We start from the raw sequence: 17,959 nt of genomic DNA, 5'->3' as shown, positions 1-17,959 counted from the left end.
CCGTTTTCGGGGTCAGCCGCGCCCCGGTACAAGCCCCCGGGACGCGGTCAGGTGTTATTGCGCAGGTTCCAGATTGTGGATGATCTGATGCGTGTGGTTCCACCAGAAGAACGGGTGGTTGTAGTAATTGTCCGCCGTGGGCCAGCCGGTCCAATAGGTCTCGTTCATCGGCAGCAATTTCGCGGCCTGCACGAGCGGAATGAACGGCATTTCGGCATCGAGATGTTGGTAGGCTTCAGCCACCAGACCGGGGATCGCGTCATCGCCCAAGGGACGGGAGGCGATGTCGGCCATGATGGCCGAATAAGCCTCTGCCGCTGGCCCATCCCACCGGGCGGTGTTGTTGAAACCGGGGCTGCGTTCGCCGACAGGCACGACATCCGCAACCGTGTAGCGGCCCATCGACGCCCATGGCTCATTCACCGACCCGCAGGAGAGCCAGCTATAGGACATCTCGTAAGCGCCGAATGGCAGCACCTCGCCCCAGAAGACGCCGTTTTCGACGGGCACTGCGCGGGCGTCGATCCCGGCGCGTTGGAGTTGTTCGACGATCACGTCGATGGTGCGAGTGTATTCGGTTGAGGCCGAATTCACATGGATGTTCACCGACAGCGTCTCACCATCTTTGGTGTAATAGTCGCCATCGCGAGTCCACCCTTCACCCTCGATCAACGCTTGTCCCGCCTCCACATCGGCGGATGCAGGCAGGCCGTAACCCGCTTCCACCACTGCATCAATAAAGGGTGCCATCGATCCGTATTGCGCGAACATCGTCTGGCTGGCGGCGGTCGTGCCTTCATAGGCCACGTTCACGATCTGGCTGCGGTCGATGATGTGGGCCACCGCATTACGCATATTGGCATTGTCCCAGGGTGCGATGGTCGTGTTGATTTCCAGCTGCCGCGCGCAGGGGTCGGCGGCGGCGTAAGGGTAATCCGCATACCAGGCGATGACATTGCGGTTCTGCGCCTGGATCGCCTCAAACGTGCCGATAGTGACGTTCTGTGCGGCGTCGAGTTGGTTGGAGGCCATCAGCTGCGCGCGGCTTTCCTCGCCCCCGCTTTCCAGGAACACGACACGTTCCGGTGCAGGCAGGTCCATGAAGCCTGTCTTAGCGCCCCACCAATCATCGTTGCGGTCCCAGATCGCGCGGTTTGACGCGGCGGAGGTGAATGTATAGGGCCCGGTGCCGATAGGCGGGTTGAAGGCGAATGTCGCGGGGCTTTGGCCATTCCAGATATGCTCTGGCATGATCAGGAAAGACCCGAAGATGCGCACGCCGAAATTCTCAACGATAAAGCGCGGGTTCGGTTCGTTGAGGTCAAACTGCACGGTCAGATCGTCCACCTTGGTGACGCTGGCCACTTGGGCACGGATCGTCGCCGCCTCACGACTGGAGATCTCTTCATCGGTCAACGCGATATTGACAGTGAACATCACATCGTCGGCGTTAAACGCCTCTCCATCGGACCACTCAACGCCGTCACGTAAGGAGATCGTGAAGCGCGTGCTGTCTTCGTTCGCCTCAAAACCGGTGGCGAGCCACGGATCGAGTTCGCCGGTGCCGTAGTTCAGGATGAAAAGCGGCTCCCACATCGTTTGATGCGCCCCATGCATCCGCTTGGTCCCGGGGGTCATCCAGTTGAAATTCTCGGGGTCCTGAATCGTGCGGTCCAGATCGAAGATGACCGTATTCTCGCGCGCCACATTCTGCGCCCATGATGCGGATGCGATCAGGCCCAGCGCGGCTGATGCCAGCAATTTGGTTTTGAAGTCCATGTTTTCCTCCCAGTTATAGGCTTTTGCCTATTGTGCCCGCGTTGCGTACATAATCCATTACCAGAACCCGTGTCCGGTCTGGCAGATCCTCCTTTTTCAACTCTGTCGTCGCGCCGAATGTGAAATCGACGTCCTCATCTTTGAAATGGCTCAGAAAGCTTTCGATCCACATCGTGTTGCGCGGGCGGTAGGTCAGCGTGCGGAAATGCATAGGGATGACCAGTTTCGGCCGTGTGCGGTGGATCATCTCCATCAGGTCCGGCAGTTCCAGCGTCAGATACCCGCCCGCCAGCGCAAGCAGGACATCCGTGTCTTGAAAGAAATCCTGCTGCGCATCCGTGAGCGGATTGCCGACATCGCCCATATGGGCAATTCTGATCCCGTCGAGGGTGAAGCGATACATGCCGTTTTGACCGGGCACTTCATGTTCGGGGTGGTGATCCCATTCCGCCGCCTCAATGGCGGTGACGTCGACACCAAGGGCGGTTGTTTTGCCAGCTGATTGGGCGACTTCCAGAGCATTCACGACCTCTGGATTGCCGCTGATCAGGTCGGCCCGGCAATGGGCGCTATCATCGTCAGATGAGATGATGACCAGATCAGCAGGGTCCATGATCGGGTCATAGCCCACATCCTCTGGCGTATAAGGGTCGGTGATGATGCGCGGGCCGTTTTCGGGGATCAGGCCAAATGCCGCATGTCCGTACCACGTCACCTGCATTCAGTTGTTCCCCACCACATGCGGGCCGCTGGTTTTGGTGATGTCGTCGTTCCCTGGCCGTGGATGGGTGTGCCAATCGCCCGCATCACCCCGGCACAAGATCGCCTCGACCCCCGAAGCCCAATCCGGGTCAGTGATCTGCACCGCTGGCGGGCAATAGCGCAGGGTCAGCCCGCACCGTCTGCGGTCGCTGCGGTTGGGTTCCGAGCCGTGGACCAGCATATCGGCATGCAGCGAGATTTGCCCGGCCTTCAGGCTGTTGGTAAATGGTTCGCCCATCGTTTCGGCCCCGGCGGTTTCCTTGTGGAACACGGCCTCCGCCCCGGTGGATTGCATGTTGAGGAGGCCTTGGTTGTGGGTACCTGGGATAAACCGCATCGCGGAATTTGTGTCGTCCACATCATCGATGGCGAGCCAGACGGTGACAGTGCGCGCCGGGGTCAGGGACCAGAACCCCGCATCCTGATGCCACGGCACGGCCTTCGGATCATGCGGGGCCTTGGACAGGATCGCGCTGGCCCAGCAGAGGATATCCGGCCCGATGATATCCTCCACATGATCAAGGATGCGCGCGTCGTTGGCGATGTCCCAAAGACCTGACAACCGCGCCTGATAGCAGTTGATCCCATAGGCACCATCGGCGCCCATATCGGCCATCAGCTCGTTGATGTAAGACCGGATCTCGCCAATCTCTGCCGCGCTAAAGATATCAAAGGGTTGCACGAACCCGTCGCGGTTATACTGCGCGATGTCCGCTTGCGTCAGCCGCTTTGGCTGCGCCGTCGCAACAGGCACGAACCGCAGATCGTGCGCCTCCACCAACATGTGACTTCCTCCCAAAAGTATCCGCCAGCCTAGCGACTGGGCCGGGCCTGTCAGTGGCCGGGATTGACATTTTTTTGTACAATTTTGATATTCGAGCGGCTTTCTAACCACTTCTTTTGCTCAATTGACGTGATGGACCGCACAACGTTTCGCCTTGCAGACTACCTGCGCCCTGATGAGGCGTTTCATTTCGCGCGCAAACGCCTGGCCAAACGGTTTCCGAAAAGGGCCCATGATCATGATTACTTTGAGGTTTTTCTCATCGAAAGCGGGCGGACGGCGCATTGGATCAACGGCATCTCCCAATCCCTTTCGCGCGGGCAATTGGTTTTCTTGCGGCCCCAGGATGCCCACGCATTTTGCGCCGATCAAAAGACCGGTTGCCAGATCATCAATGTCATGTTCCGCAATGAAACTGCAGCACATCTGGCAACCCGTTATGCGGCGACAATCGGCGGGCGGTTCTTTGATGCGTGCAGCCCCCTGCCCGAAACACATCAGCTTGCCGCGCCCCGGCTCGCGCGGGCGGTAAATGTGGCCCAGCAATTGCAGACCGCAGAACGTTCATTGGCGCGGATTGAAGAGTTCCTTTTGTTCCTCACAAACCGTGTCGCGCTGGCCAGTACCAGTGACCAGCATGACGCGCCGCACTGGTTTTCAGAAGCCTGCAGCGCTGCGCAATCGCGCGAGGTTTTTGCCAAAGGTGCGCCAGGTTTCATCAAGGTTGCAGGGCGCAGCCACGAACATGTCTGTCGCACCTGCAAGGCGGTCACGGGCCTGACACCATCGCAATACATCAACCAGATCCGCATCGCCTATGCCGCTGATCTTCTGCGCAGCGATGAGGTCTCCATCGACGATGTGATCAGCGATTGCGGGTTTGAGAACACCAGCTATTTCTACCGTCTCTTCCGGCGACAATTGGGCACCACCCCGCGGGCCTATCGGCGCGCCCATATGCGTGATCCGTTTCAGTCGACCTGACACGCGACTCGGCTGTCCTAACGTCAACCGACCGTCGCAACCACACGTTTGGGGTGTGTCTATGGGCGAAGCGCACGCGAAAGCTTCTTGCGTCAAACGCCCCTTCGTCGTGCTTTTGTTAACAAGGCATTAACAAGCTAAGCGCGTTGTTTCTACACGGTTTTGTGAAAGGGCAAGCCCTCATGTTTACAGCGGCAGAGATGCGCTGAAAACTTCTTCACATGAAAATCGATGCAAAACAATTGTTTAGTGAAAGTGACAGCACACTCAGTCTACCTTTCTTTACAACAGGGAGGGGGATCACCGTGATGCAGTCACGTCATTTCCCACCATGTCGCAAGCTGGAGGAGGCTGGAAATGGACACTGTCACAACCCAAGACACCCCAACAAGTAAGGATCTGCTGTCACCGCATGTGCCTGCGCGCGTTCCGCATGTGAATGCGGCGCAATATGCCGACATGTACGCGAAATCTGTTGCGGACCCGGAGGCATTCTGGGCCGAACAGGGCAAACGGCTCGACTGGATCAAACCCTTCACCAAAGTCAAGGATGTGGATTTCACGCTCGGTCAGGTGTCGATCAAATGGTTTGAAGATGGCGTGCTGAATGTCAGCGCCAATTGCATCGACCGGCATCTGGAAACCCGCGGCGATCAGACCGCGATCATCTGGGAGCCCGATGATCCAAACGATACGGCATTGCACATCACCTACAAAGACCTGCATCGCAGCGTCTGCAAGATGGCCAATATTCTCGAAACGCTTGGCGTGCGCAAAGGCGACCGAGTAATCATTTACCTCCCGATGATCCCGGAAGCCGCGTATGCCATGCTGGCTTGCGCGCGGATCGGCGCGATCCATTCCATCGTCTTCGCCGGTTTCTCACCCGATGCACTGGGTGCGCGGATCAATGGCTGTGACGCCAAGGTTGTGATTACGGCGGATGAAGCCCCCCGCGGCGGGCGCAAGACGGCGCTGAAGTCCAACACTGATGCAGCCCTGTTGCATTGCTCGGACAAGGTCAAATGCCTCGTCGTCAAGCGCACCGGCGGCCAGACCACCTGGACCGACCGCGACTACGATTATAACGAAATGGCGTTGGATGCGGATGAGCATTGCGCGCCTGCTGAGATGAATGCCGAAGACCCGCTTTTCATCCTCTACACCTCCGGCTCAACCGGTCAGCCCAAAGGTGTTGTGCATACATCCGGCGGTTATCTGACTTATGCCTCGCTGACCCATGAACTGGTTTTTGATTACCACCAGGGCGATGTCTTCTGGTGCACGGCGGATGTCGGTTGGGTCACCGGGCATTCCTACATCGTCTATGGGCCGCTCGCGAACGGTGCCACCACGATCATGTTCGAAGGTGTCCCCACCTATCCCGATGCGGGCAGGTTCTGGGCAATCTGTGAAAAGTACCGGGTGAACCAGTTCTACACCGCACCAACCGCGATCCGCGCCTTGATGGCCGCCGGGAATGAACCTGTCGAGGCCTATGATCTGTCCGATCTGCGGGTGCTGGGCACGGTGGGTGAGCCGATCAATCCAGAGGCGTGGAACTGGTACAATGAGGTTGTCGGCAAAGGAAACTGCCCCATCGTGGACACATGGTGGCAGACCGAAACGGGTGGTCACTTGCTGACCCCCCTGCCCGGTGCGACCGAACTCAAGCCCGGCTCGGCGCAGCAGCCATTCTTTGGTGTTGTGCCCAAAGTGCTCGACCCACAATCGGGCGAAGAGATCACGACGACCGAGGCCGAAGGCGTGCTGGTGCTCGCCGATAGCTGGCCCGGTCAGATGCGCACCGTCTGGGGTGACCACGAGCGGTTCGAGAAGACGTATTTCAGCGATTACAAAGGCTACTACTTCACCGGTGACGGGTGCCGCCGCGATGCGGATGGCGATTACTGGATCACCGGACGTGTGGATGACGTGATCAACGTCTCCGGCCACCGGATGGGCACGGCGGAAGTCGAAAGCGCCCTCGTCGCTCATGCCAAAGTGGCCGAGGCTGCCGTGGTGGGCTACCCGCATGCGCTGAAGGGGCAAGGCATCTATGCCTATGTCACCCTGATGAACGGCGAAACCCCATCGGAAGAGTTGCGCAAGGAACTCGAAAAGTGGGTCCGGTCCGAGATTGGCCCGATCGCCAAGCCCGACCTGATCCAATGGGCGCCGGGCCTGCCAAAGACCCGTTCGGGCAAGATCATGCGCCGTATCCTGCGAAAAATCGCAGAGGATGATTTCGGCAGCTTGGGCGACACCTCAACCCTCGCCGAACCAGCTGTCGTTGACGACCTGATCGCCAATCGCATGAACCGCGAGGACGCGTGATGGACGGCTCTCGCATACCGCAAAGCCCGCCGGTTCTGATCCTGCTGGGCCCTCCGGGGGCTGGTAAGGGGACGCAGGCCCGGATGATGGAAGAGCAGTTTGGTCTGGTGCAGCTTTCCACCGGGGACTTGCTGCGCGCCGCTGTGGCCTCAGGCTCTGCCGCAGGCAAAGCCGCGAAATCGGTGATGGAGGCAGGCGGGCTGGTCAGCGATGACATCGTGCTGGCGATCCTGCGCGACCGTATGGCGATGCCCGATTGCGCCAAAGGCGTGATCCTAGACGGGTTCCCCCGGACAACCGCGCAGGCCGAAGCGCTGGACGTGCTGCTGGCCGAGACCGGGCAGCAGATTAACGCGGCGATCCTTCTGGAAGTGGATGACGTGAAGATGGTTGTCCGCATTGCCGGGCGGTTCACCTGCGGCGCTTGCGGTGAAGGGTATCATGACACGTTCAAGACACCCAAAGTCGAGGGCACCTGCGACGTCTGCGGGGCCCAGCAAATGACACGACGGGCGGACGACAATGCAAAAACCGTCATGTCCCGCCTTGATGCATATCATGAACAGACCGCCCCGTTGATTGCATACTATGCCGACAAGGGTGTGCTGCGTCGCGTGGATGCAATGAGGGAGATTGCCGCGATCAGGGACGCCATTGGCGCGCTCATCAAGAGTGTCGTGGCCTGAGGAAGCGGGCCGGATGGTCACCGTCCGGGCCAATTGTAGCCAATAAAACAAGGAGGAGCGCCATATGGCGGAGGAAACAACACATATCACAGCGACCAAGGATGGGGTCGGTTATTGGAGGGCCAATCTGCGGCTCATTGTCATCAGTCTGATCATCTGGGCGCTTGTGTCCTTTGGTTTTGGCATCCTCCTGCGACCAATGCTCGCAGGTATCGAAGTGGGCGGAACAGACCTTGGGTTCTGGTTCGCGCAGCAAGGATCGATTCTCGTCTTCCTGGCGCTGATCTTTTTCTACGCCTGGCGGATGAACAAGCTCGACCGTGAATACGGGGTAGAGGAGTAACCGATGGACCAGTTTACACTGAACCTGCTGTTTGTGGGCGCGTCCTTTGCGCTTTACATCGGCATCGCGGTGTGGGCCCGTGCCGGGTCAACATCTGAATTCTATGCTGCTGGCCGGGGTGTGCACCCCGTCACCAACGGTATGGCAACCGCGGCAGACTGGATGTCTGCGGCATCTTTCATCTCCATGGCCGGGCTGATCGCCTTTACGGGCTATGACAATTCGACCTTCCTGATGGGGTGGACCGGCGGTTATGTGCTGCTGGCGCTGCTTCTGGCACCTTACCTGCGCAAGTTCGGCAAGTTCACCGTGTCCGAGTTCATCGGTGACCGGTTCTATTCGCAAACGGCACGTCTTGTTGCTGTGATCTGTCTGATCGTCGCGTCTGTGACGTATGTGATCGGACAGATGACAGGTGTGGGCGTGGCCTTTGGACGGTTCCTGGAAATCTCGAACACATCCGGTCTCTTGATCGGTGCGGCGGTCGTTTTTGCCTATGCGGTGTTCGGCGGCATGAAGGGCGTGACCTATACGCAGGTCGCGCAATACTGCGTGCTGATCACGGCCTATACGATCCCGGCCGTCTTCATCTCACTGCAGCTGACCGGCACGCCGATCCCGGCGCTTGGCCTCTTTAGCGAGACGACAGCGACGGGTGGAGAAGGCAGCGTCTATCTGCTCACCAAGCTCGACCAGATCGTGACCGATCTTGGCTTTGCCAGTTATACCGAGGCGCATAAGGACAACCTGAATATGGTGCTGTTCACCCTGTCGCTGATGATCGGTACGGCGGGTCTGCCCCACGTGATTATGCGGTTCTTTACCGTGCCACGTGTGTCTGACGCGCGCTGGTCCGCGGGCTGGACGCTGGTGTTTATCGCGCTTCTCTACCTGACGGCTCCTGCGGTTGGCGCGATGGCGCGCCTCAACATCACCGAACTGATGTGGCCCAATGGCACATCCGGTGATCCGGTTTCGGTCCAGACGATCGAGAACGATCCGGCCTATGACTGGATGCTGACATGGCAGAAAACCGGTCTTCTTGATTGGGAAGACAAGAACGGTGACGGCCTGATCCAGTACTACAATGACGGATCTGACGCGATGTCCGAACGGGCTGCCGCGAATGGCTGGGAAGGCAATGAGCTGACCAGGTTCAACCGTGACATCTTGGTGCTGGCCAATCCTGAGATTGCCAACCTGCCTGGCTGGGTGATTGGTCTGGTGGCGGCTGGTGGCCTGGCTGCGGCACTCTCGACAGCGGCGGGTCTGCTTCTGGCGATCTCGTCGGCGGTCAGCCATGACCTTGTCAAAGGTGCCATTGCCCCCAACATCTCGGAAAAAGGTGAGCTAATGTGGGCACGGATCGCGATGGCGGTGGCCATTGTGGTGGCGACAATCCTGGGGCTGAACCCGCCGGGATTTGCCGCACAAACCGTGGCACTGGCCTTTGGTCTGGCAGCGGCGTCGATCTTCCCGGCCCTGATGATGGGCATCTTCTCCAAGCGCGTGAACAATGTGGGCGCTGTGTCGGGGATGCTGGCCGGTCTGATCTTCACGCTGGTCTACATCTTCCTGCACAAAGGGTGGCTGTTCATCGCGGGGACGAATTCCTTCCCCGACACGATTGACGGCTCGCTCTTTGGGATCCAGTCCACCGCGATTGGTGCGGTCGGTGCCCTGATCAACTTCGCAGTCGCCTATGGTGTCTCGATGATGACCAAGGAAACCCCGCAAGAGATCAAGGATCTGGTCGAAAGCGTGCGTATCCCTGCCGGTGCAGGGGCGGCTGCCGCCGATCACTAAAACCAAAGGGGCCAGCAGCGCGTGTTGCTGGCCCTCCCTTCCAGACGTTTTCGCGGAAACTTTCGATGACCGACACCGCAATTTCGTTTCTCAAACAACTGCACCCTTATGACGCCCTGCCCGACGGGGCGTTTCGTGCTTTACGCAAAGAGGCGATGCTGCGCACGTACCCCGCTGGCGCCCCGATCTATTCACTGGGCGAGGATCTGGACGGGCTCTACGTGATTGAAAGCGGACAGGTCGCCGTCCATGACGAGAACGATCAGCAGATTTCGCTGTTACATCGGGAAAACTCGTTCGGAGAACGCGGTCTGCTCAAAAACGGGCGCGCGGTGACGTCCGCACGGGCCGAGCAGGATGCGCGCCTGATCTGCATTCCGCCGCATCTGTTTCATAAATTGCGCGCGGATCATGAACCGTTCCGCCGCTTTTTCGACCGCAGCGGCAAGGCTGATGCGAAAGAAGCACTGAGCGCCTTTGATCTGACCCGCGTGCAGGTCGAGACGCTGATGATGCCCGACCCGGTGACCTGCACACCCGGCATGACCATCAAAGAAGCCGCGCAGAAGATGCGCGATGCGCATATCTCGTGCCTCTGTGTCGTCGCCCGGAAAAAGCTGACCGGCATCGTGACCATCCGTGATCTGTCGGGCAAGGCGCTGGCGCAAGGCCTGCCGCATGACACACCGGTCAGTGAGATCATGACGCCGGACCCCCGCACCCTACCCCCATCCGCTATCGGCTCTGATGTGCTGCACATGATGATGGAATACCGGCTGGGGCATCTGCCGATCGTCTCTGCTGGCAAGCTTGTCGGCATTGTCACCCAGACCGACCTGACCCGGTTTCAGGCATCAAACACAGCCGGTTTTGTCGCCGATGCGGCAGAAGCGGCGAGCATCGATGAATTGGCCGCTGTCACAGGACGCATCCCCAACCTTTTGGTGCAACTCGTCGCCGCCGGAAACCGGCACGACGTGGTCACCCGCATGATCACAGATATCGCCGATGTGGTCACCCGCCGCCTGTTGGCCATGGCCGAAGAGAAATACGGGCCCCCGCCCGCGCACTATGCCTGGCTCGCCTGCGGATCGCAGGGGCGGCAGGAGCAGACGGGCGTCTCTGATCAGGACAATTGCCTGATCTTGGAGGATGATCTGAGCGAAACCGCGCTCGCCTACTTCGAACCTTTCGCGCAATTCGTGAGCGACGGTCTGGATGCCTGCGGCTATGTCTATTGCCCCGGCGATATGATGGCGACGAACCCGCGCTGGCGGCAGCCGATCTCGGTCTGGCAGGAATACTTTCAGCATTGGATCAAGAACCCAAGTAAAGAGGCGCAGATGCTCGCCTCGGTCATGTTTGATCTGCGGGTGATTGGCGGTGATGCGACCCTCTTTGACGGGTTGCAGACCGCGACGCTAGAGGCGGCGGCAGACAATTCCATCTTCACCGCGCATATGGCCACGAATGCACTGACGCATCAGACGCCCCTCGGCATGCTCAAAGGGTTGGCGACAATCCGGTCTGGCGAGAACCGCAATACGGTGGATATGAAGCTGAGCGGTGTAGTTCCGGTTGTCGATCTTGGCCGCATGTATGCACTGCAAGGCAAGCTGGACCCCGTCAACACCCGCGCCCGGCTGCAAGCGGCTATCGCGGGTGAGGTGATCAGCGCGTCGGGCGGGCGCGATCTGCTGGATGCGTACGATCTGGTCGCGCAAACACGGCTTGACCATCAGGCGCGGCAGATCAAGGCGGGCCATGCGCCCGATAACTTCCTGCCGCCCGCAGACCTGTCGGCGTTTGAGCGTAGCCACTTGCGTGATGCCTTTGTTGTGATCAAAACGATGCAGTCAGCCCTGATGCAAGGACGGGGCGTTTTGGGATAAGATGAAAGACGGGGAGGAGGGCCCATGTTTTTCGAACTGATCGGCACGATCGTTGCGGGCGTCGCCGCGGCACTTCTGGTCTGGGCGCTGAACCGCGCGCTGAAAGGGCGGCTGCCATCCTGGTTGGTGCCGGTGTCGGCGGGTGCGGCAATGCTGCTCGCCACGATTTCCAGCGAATATGGCTGGTATGACCGGACCGTGGCCACGATGCCCGAAGGTATGGTGGTGGCGCAGACCGTCGCCGAACCCGCCATCTACCGCCCCTGGACCTATGCCGCCCCCTTTGTCACACGCTATGTCGCCGTGGACCAGCAAAGCACCCGCACCCATCCCGACCATCCCGGCCAGCGCATTGTCGATCTGGTGTTCTATGGGCGCTGGACCCGCACCGCCAAGGTGCCGATGCTGTTTGATTGCGCAGACAACAGGCGCGCAGATGTGGTGGACGGGATCGAGTTCGGCGATGATGGCAGCGTTGTAAACGCGCAGTGGTTTGCGGTGGACCCGACTGACCCGCTGCTGACGACGGCCTGTGCGGAAGCGTGAGATGAAAGAGCTCAGCCTGCGATTTCGGGTATTCCTCTTCTTCTGCCTCATCGGCATTGGCGGCACACTCGCGGTGCTTGCAGCTCTGTTCCTAGGCTACCGCCAACTGGGCGCGGAAGAGGCGCTATCGTCTTTCATGACCGTCGGCATCGTAGCCGCCTTCGGCATTCTGGCACTGAGCACTTTTGTCTGGCGCCTGTTTGACGAAAACATCAGCAAACCGATTGAGGCGATGGCCGCCGAGTTTCGCGTGCGCGCCGAAACGGGGATCACAAGCGCCATCGATAGCCAGACCGCGCGGTATCTGGGTGACCTCGCCCCCGCCGCCTCGGCCATCAATGAAAAGCTGGGCGCGGCCTCGCGCGCGACCGCCGAAACGGTTGCCGAGAAGACTGCGCGGCTGGAACGCCAGCGTGCGCAGCTTCTGCGCATCCTCTCGGACATTCCCGTCGCCGTCATCGTTGCAACCCCCGACCACCAGATCGTCCTTTACGACGGACAGGCCGCCGACCTGATGGAGCGTGAGGCGCCTGCCCGCCTCAACGGCTCTGTCTGCGACTATCTTGAGGAAAGCGCGCTGGTGGCCGCGCTCAACACGATGCGAGAGCGTGAGCAATCCCGCCGCGCCATCACCATCAAGGGCAAATCGGGCGATGTCTATTCGGGCCACATCCGCGTCTTTGACGATGAGGGCGGCTATATGCTGATGCTGGAGCCGCTCAACCCCGACGCCGCCCGACCGCTCGTCTACGACTTCGACTTATTGGAGAAGGACCGCCAGACTGACCCGGACGAGACGCCTTTGCGCGACCTCACCTTTGTCGTCTTCGACAGTGAAACAACCGGGCTTGACCCGGAGAAGGATGACGTGGTGCAGTTGGGCGCGGTCCGCATCGTCAACGGCAAGCTGATCAAGGCCGAGGTCTTTGAGGCGCTGGTCAATCCAGGCCGCCCTATCCCGCCCGCCTCGACCAAGGTCCATGGCGTGAGCGATGCGATGGTCGCCGATGCGCCCCGATTTGCTGAGGTTTGCACACGCTTTCACGCCTTCGCGCGCGATGCAGTGATCATCGCCCATAACGCGCCGTTCGACATGGCGTTTCTCCATCGCAACAATCACCCGGCCTTCGATAACCCGATCCTGGATACGGTGCATCTCTCAGCCATCGTCTTTGGCGGCTCCGCCACCCATACGCTGGATGCGCTTTGCGAGCGGTTAGAGATCACGATCCCGCCAGCGCTGCGCCACACCGCCTTGGGCGACGCCATGGCCACGGCTGAGGCGTTCGTGGCAATCCTGCCCATTCTAGAGGCCCGCGGGCTGAAGACGTTCGGTCAGGTTAAGGCAGAGATGCGCAAGCACGCACGGATACTGGAAGTGCAGGAATAGCCCGCCTCACAGAGGTGGCGCTGATCATTACATGCTTAGCCGAGCGTCTTTGCATATTCCTCAAGCTGCGTCGCGACGGTGCCCCATCCGTCATAGAACCCCATGTCTTCATGGCTCTGGCGTGCTTCGGGTGAGCGGTGGCGGGCGGTTGCGGTATAAGTCGTTCCTCCCATTTCATCATCTACAAACTCGATGATCGCGGTCATGAAAGGGTCGGCGGCAGGCTTCCACCCTTCGCTGTAGCCGTCTGTAAAGACAAGGCGCTCGCCCTCGATGATTTCGAGGTAGACGCCCTCGTTTTCCATCAGATTGCCCTCGACATTCATTGTCGTGTTGAACTTGCCACCGACCCGCAAATCAATCTCGCAAGCATCAATCCCGTGGGGCTTGGGCACGAAGAAGTGTTTGATATGTTCGGGTGTGGTCCAGCATTCCCACAGAAGGGCGCGCGGGGCATCGATCGTGCGGGTAAAGGTTAGGTCGGTCTTGGGGTCGAGTTTCATTTATTGCGCTCCTGCATGAGGTTCTTGATGTAGTCGTCAAAGCGATCAAGCCGTCCTTCCCAGATGGCACTTTGTTCACTGAGCCAGTCCTTGGCGGGGGTGAACGCGTCCGGCGATAGTTGGCAGACCCGTGTTCTTCCCTGTTTCGCCGACGTGATCAGATTGGCCGCTTCAAGTTTCTTGATGTGCTCCATGAAAGACGGCAGCGCCATATCGTGCGGTTCGGCCAATTCGCTGACCGTCGCTTCACCACGGGCGAGTCGCTGAAGGATCATGCGCCGGGTTGGATCACCAAGGGCGGAGAAACAAAGGTCGAGTTGTGATTCATACTTAGACATATCCCTAAGTAACGCGATGCCATTTGCCCGTCAAGAATATTAAGGAATATTCCTAACTAATCCGCCGACATGCGGTTTTGGTAGTTTGCGCGCGATGGCTAAGGTGTCGTTTCAATCACGCCGGTACCGGTAATTTTGCCAATAATCGCAGCGCCGTATCCGGCCTCGCGCAGTTGCGCCAAGACCTGATCGGCCTGTTTTCCTGGCACCGCCGCCAGCAAGCCGCCTGCGGTTTGCGGATCGAAGAGCAGATCAAAGCCCGGCCCGCTGATCGGCCCCGCCCCGGTCCGGTTGTCCTCAAACAGGGTCGATCTGATCCCTTGTTCAGATAGTTTCAGCGCCCCTTGCATCACGGGGACCGCGCTGAGTGAGACCACTGCGCCAACGCCCGAAGCATCACAGATCCCGCGCAGATGCCCGGCGAGGCCAAAGCCGGTTACATCCGTCATCGCGTGGGCCTTGCTCAATATCTGCGAGGCCCTCCCCTGCGGCTGGATCATCTGATCGAGGCAGGCGATCACATCGGCACCCCGCGCTTTGCGCGCCATTTCAGCCGCCATGATCGTGCCAATGCCAATGGGCTTAGTCAGGATCAGCGCGTCACCGGGGCGGGCACCAGCCAACGTGATCGGCGATTTGGTCAGCCCTGTGATCGTGAAGCCAATGGTCAGTTCCTCGCCCAGTGATGTGTGACCGCCAACGATTTTGGCGTCAGCCTGCCCCATCACCTCGGACGCAGCCTCCAAGATCTCGCGCAGGGTCCGCATCTGCAGGTCCGCATTCATCCGCGGCAGGATGATGCTGGCCGTTGCCGCCTGCGCCTGCGCACCCATGGCCCAGATATCGCCCAACGCATGGATGGCTGCGATGCGGGTCATCATCACGGGATCGGATGTCAGCGCGCGTAGGTGATCAGTGGTGATCACTTGGCCCGGCTGGACCTCCGCCGCGTCATCGCCAAATGTGCCTTCCAGCGCCGCGGCGAGCCCAGCGCGCCCGACCTTTGCGCCGCAGCCACCGCACATCGGCTTGTCGCCCATGGCCGCCTTCACGCCCAGTGCGCGGGTGCGCGGCAGTTTGGGGGCGGCCATTTCGGGCAGATGGTCGAATTGATCCATAAATTTGCGGTCAATATGGTCCTTCAGCCGCCACAAAAGCGGGCCGTCTCTTGCTGTGCCGAATTTCTCGGCCAAGGCAGATTTGCGCCCCAAAGAGATCAGCTTGAGGTAATCGCGCTGTGGTTTGTAACGGCGCAAATCACCCCCCGACAAAACCGCGCGCAGATTGTCGTAAAGCACCGGCGCTTCGCGCACAGCATAGACCCCGGCTTTCGGCCGTGGATCGTGGCTCAAGTGCGCGCAGTCGCCCACGGCAAAGACGCTTTCTTCGCTGGATTGCAGATGTGCATCGACCGCAATGAAGCCTTCATGCAAGTCCAAACCGGTCTGCGCGATCCAGTCATGCGGTTTGGCCCCCGCTGCCCCCGTAGTGAAATCGCTGTGGATGACCCGCCCGTCATTCAGCACGACACCTTCGGGAAAAATCTCGGAAACCTCGGCATCTTCGATGATCTCCACCTGCTCAACCGCCAAAGCGGCCAGCATCTTCTGCCTTGCCTTGTAGCCAAGCGCGGTCAGCACGCGGGACCGGTCAATCAGCCTGATCTGCGCGCCTTTGCCCTTCAAGGCATGGGCCATCGCCATGGCGAGTTCCGCCCCGGCCACGCCGCCACCGATGATCACGATCTGGAGGTTCTCTGCCCGTTCGCGAAACGCCGCCCAGCGCGTCGCAAATGCACCTAGCGGCTTCGCCGGGATCGCATGTGCGGCAAAACCCGGCAGATCCGGCATGGAAGAGGTGATGCCCACATCGACTGAGGCCACATCATAAGCGATGGTGGGCCTCTCAGGCACTGTGATGGTCTTGGAAACCGGGCAGAGACCCGTCGCATATCCGTTGATCAGCCGCGCGCCCGCAAATCGTGCCAGCCGCACAAGATCAATATCCAACTCATCCCGCCCATAATGCCCGGCAACAAAGCCCGGCAACATCCCCGAATAAGGCGCAGTCGGCCCCGGATTAATCACGGTCACCCGAACGCCCGGAAGCGGGTTCATCCCCCATTGGCGCAAGACCAAAGCATGGGTGTGACCACCGCCGATCAGCACCAGATCACGTGTCAGGGGAAAAGCGTTCATGGCGGTGTTGTAGCGAGCGCTGATCTAGGGCGAAAGCCATTGACCGCGCCACTGACGCGCACGTGAGAAACTGCAACGCCGGTGCTGTGCGCCCAGATGTACAGCATCGATATGGGTGACCGTGCAATGCAGCACAGCAAATGTCGCCGGGTCCGGCGCTTTGTCATAGGCGAGCGCATCGGTGATGGGTGTCCCCGGCGCGGGCGTCACCCCGTAGGATTGGCGCGCGTGATCGGGGATCTTGTCCCACAAGGGCTTTGTCTCTGGCCCGGACCGAATAGTGACCTCGGCCTGCAACCTGATCTGCAAATCCTGTTTGGCATCCCAGATATGTAAGGCGGCGCGGGGTGTCCCGCGCAGGCTTTTGATCTTGTCTGAGTAAAGGTCCGTGTGCAGGCTCACCTCGCCAGCCTCGCGGTCAGCGCTGCGTAACACGACTGTGCGCGCCTCTGGCCAGCCATCGGGTGAAACAGTCGCCAAGGTCGGCCTGCGGGCGGGATGTTTGGCATCCGCCACCCCCCGCCCCAACGTGTTCCAAACCTTCTCCCATGTCCCGTCAAGGGTCTCAAACCAGCTAGTCATAGCCGGTCATCTCCAGATACCCAATCCCTGCGTGACTGCCTGTGACAGTCACGGGCCCCTCCCAATAGGGAATAGAAGTCGCCATCCACGCATTCTCGTTGATCGCAGCAACGGTAACATCAACCCCGTGCTGTGGCAGCGTTACCTGCCAGCGGATCGGCACATCATCGGCGTTGGTCGCCAGCGGGGTCGCCGAGAACGCACCGTTGCTATACGGCGTCGTCTGTCCATCCGGAGCGATCCATGTGGCTGAGGTGAAATCGCTGCCATCCGTCTGCTGCAAGCGAAACCCCATCAGCTTGTTGCCGTCATCGAAAGAGAGCGAGAACCAATCCCACCCGGTCTGATTGTCCGCCAAAGGCTGCGACGACCATTCGCGGTCCAGCCAGGCGTTGCCCGTGACGGGAATATCCCCCTCTGGCAATTGCAGAACCCCATCGATCTGAAAAAAAGGCTGGGAATAATAGTATGATGCCTGTCCCTCGGCTGATTTGACCGAATAGCCCTGTTGCCCGTGCAAGACGAGCGGACCTTGCGCAGTCAGCGCCATGTCATAGGCAAAATCAGAGCCACTTGCGGTCATCTGCAGCGTTTCCCAATCACCGCGCAGCGTCCAATCGTCAATCCAGGCCTCAAAGGGGTCGGCGATAACACCCGCCTGCCCGATGCCGCCACGACCCAGGCGCTCGGCCACGTAATGCGCATCAGGCGTCGTCACCGCCGCATGCCCCATCCACAATTGGGGAGAGCGCCAGTCGTCGCTTTCACTTGGCGCCATTGCATTCCGAAACAGCGTCCATTGCAGGCCGTAAGGTGTGCCGTCCGGCCCCTCCAGATTGGCCGTCAGATACCACCATTCGATCCGGTAATCGTTGTGTGGCCCATGATCGGTCGGGAAGTCGAAGACCGGATCGGGCGCGGGGCGCGCGAAACCCTCAACCTCGGTGCCAAGCCCGGCAAAGCCCTGGGCCATCGCCTGAACCGGCGCAAGCACGAAAAGCAAGGCCGCGATGTACCGCCCGGCAACGC

General features: G+C 59.9%; 16 protein-coding genes. 8 read left to right on the top strand and 8 right to left on the bottom strand.

Annotated elements, in window-relative coordinates:
- Window positions 1-54: 54 nt before the first annotated feature.
- From SLH47_RS00205 to SLH47_RS00195, 3 genes are read right to left on the bottom strand one after another with little or no spacing between them, the layout of a single operon-like run.
- Complete coding sequence (locus SLH47_RS00205; RefSeq protein WP_320237267.1) at window positions 55-1,779, bottom strand: ABC transporter substrate-binding protein; 1,725 nt, start codon at window positions 1,777-1,779, stop codon at window positions 55-57.
- Window positions 1,780-1,792: 13 nt separating this feature from the next.
- On the bottom strand, window positions 1,793-2,500 hold the full coding sequence (locus tag SLH47_RS00200; RefSeq protein ID WP_320237266.1) for an MBL fold metallo-hydrolase: 708 nt from the start codon (window positions 2,498-2,500) through the stop codon (window positions 1,793-1,795).
- Window positions 2,501-3,325, bottom strand: coding sequence for a phytanoyl-CoA dioxygenase family protein (locus SLH47_RS00195; RefSeq protein WP_320237265.1), 825 nt, complete (start codon window positions 3,323-3,325; stop codon window positions 2,501-2,503). It lies immediately after the preceding gene.
- 132 nt (window positions 3,326-3,457) lie between these two features.
- On the opposite strand from SLH47_RS00195, the gene SLH47_RS00190 reads away from it, so the two are divergent.
- From SLH47_RS00190 to SLH47_RS00155, 8 genes are all read left to right on the top strand, one after another.
- On the top strand, window positions 3,458-4,309 hold the full coding sequence (locus SLH47_RS00190) for an AraC family transcriptional regulator (RefSeq protein WP_320237264.1): 852 nt from the start codon (window positions 3,458-3,460) through the stop codon (window positions 4,307-4,309).
- Window positions 4,310-4,666: 357 nt separating this feature from the next.
- On the top strand, window positions 4,667-6,646 hold the full coding sequence (acs, locus tag SLH47_RS00185) for an acetate--CoA ligase (protein WP_320237263.1): 1,980 nt from the start codon (window positions 4,667-4,669) through the stop codon (window positions 6,644-6,646).
- Complete coding sequence (locus tag SLH47_RS00180; RefSeq protein WP_320237262.1) at window positions 6,646-7,332, top strand: adenylate kinase; 687 nt, start codon at window positions 6,646-6,648, stop codon at window positions 7,330-7,332. Before acs ends, SLH47_RS00180 begins: the two co-directional genes overlap by 1 nt.
- Window positions 7,333-7,396: 64 nt before the next feature.
- Window positions 7,397-7,675 carry a DUF4212 domain-containing protein gene (locus SLH47_RS00175; protein ID WP_320237261.1) on the top strand — a complete coding sequence of 93 codons (279 nt, stop codon included), beginning with the start codon at window positions 7,397-7,399 and terminating at the stop codon, window positions 7,673-7,675.
- 3 nt (window positions 7,676-7,678) lie between these two features.
- The gene (locus SLH47_RS00170; protein WP_320237260.1) at window positions 7,679-9,481 is read left to right on the top strand and encodes a sodium:solute symporter family protein; all 1,803 of its coding nucleotides are present in this window, start codon (window positions 7,679-7,681) and stop codon (window positions 9,479-9,481) included.
- 65 nt (window positions 9,482-9,546) lie between these two features.
- Window positions 9,547-11,373 carry a DUF294 nucleotidyltransferase-like domain-containing protein gene (locus SLH47_RS00165; RefSeq protein ID WP_320237259.1) on the top strand — a complete coding sequence of 609 codons (1,827 nt, stop codon included), beginning with the start codon at window positions 9,547-9,549 and terminating at the stop codon, window positions 11,371-11,373.
- A 24-nt stretch (window positions 11,374-11,397) separates the two neighbouring features.
- On the top strand, window positions 11,398-11,919 hold the full coding sequence (locus tag SLH47_RS00160) for a hypothetical protein (RefSeq protein ID WP_320237258.1): 522 nt from the start codon (window positions 11,398-11,400) through the stop codon (window positions 11,917-11,919).
- 1 nt (window position 11,920) lies between these two features.
- Window positions 11,921-13,309: a 3'-5' exonuclease gene (locus SLH47_RS00155; protein WP_320237257.1), complete on the top strand. Its 1,389-nt coding sequence runs from the start codon at window positions 11,921-11,923 to the stop codon at window positions 13,307-13,309.
- Between the two features lie 35 nt (window positions 13,310-13,344).
- On the opposite strand, the gene SLH47_RS00150 is transcribed toward SLH47_RS00155, so the two are convergent.
- The 5 genes from SLH47_RS00150 to SLH47_RS00130 form a co-directional block, all read right to left on the bottom strand.
- Complete coding sequence (locus SLH47_RS00150) at window positions 13,345-13,812, bottom strand: SRPBCC family protein (RefSeq protein ID WP_320237256.1); 468 nt, start codon at window positions 13,810-13,812, stop codon at window positions 13,345-13,347.
- Window positions 13,809-14,150, bottom strand: a complete 342-nt coding sequence (locus SLH47_RS00145; RefSeq protein ID WP_320237255.1) for a metalloregulator ArsR/SmtB family transcription factor — start codon at window positions 14,148-14,150, stop codon at window positions 13,809-13,811. The genes SLH47_RS00150 and SLH47_RS00145 overlap by 4 nt, the downstream gene beginning before the upstream one ends.
- A 98-nt stretch (window positions 14,151-14,248) precedes the next feature.
- A complete protein-coding gene (selD, locus tag SLH47_RS00140; protein ID WP_320237254.1) occupies window positions 14,249-16,348 on the bottom strand; it encodes a selenide, water dikinase SelD in 2,100 nt (699 codons plus the stop codon).
- Window positions 16,349-16,372: 24 nt separating this feature from the next.
- Entirely contained in the window at window positions 16,373-16,930 is a 558-nt protein-coding gene (locus SLH47_RS00135) for a pyridoxamine 5'-phosphate oxidase family protein (RefSeq protein WP_320237253.1), read from the bottom strand.
- The gene (locus SLH47_RS00130) at window positions 16,923-17,903 is read right to left on the bottom strand and encodes a lipocalin-like domain-containing protein (protein ID WP_320237966.1); all 981 of its coding nucleotides are present in this window, start codon (window positions 17,901-17,903) and stop codon (window positions 16,923-16,925) included. The genes SLH47_RS00135 and SLH47_RS00130 overlap by 8 nt, the downstream gene beginning before the upstream one ends.
- Window positions 17,904-17,959 lie beyond the last annotated feature (56 nt).

The sequence above is a fragment of the Cognatiyoonia sp. IB215182 genome, assembly GCF_033963905.1.
Taxonomy (GTDB): Bacteria; Pseudomonadota; Alphaproteobacteria; order Rhodobacterales; family Rhodobacteraceae; genus Yoonia.
The sequence above is the reverse complement of the archived record's forward strand: the minus strand, read 5'-3'. Positions and strand labels throughout refer to the sequence as shown.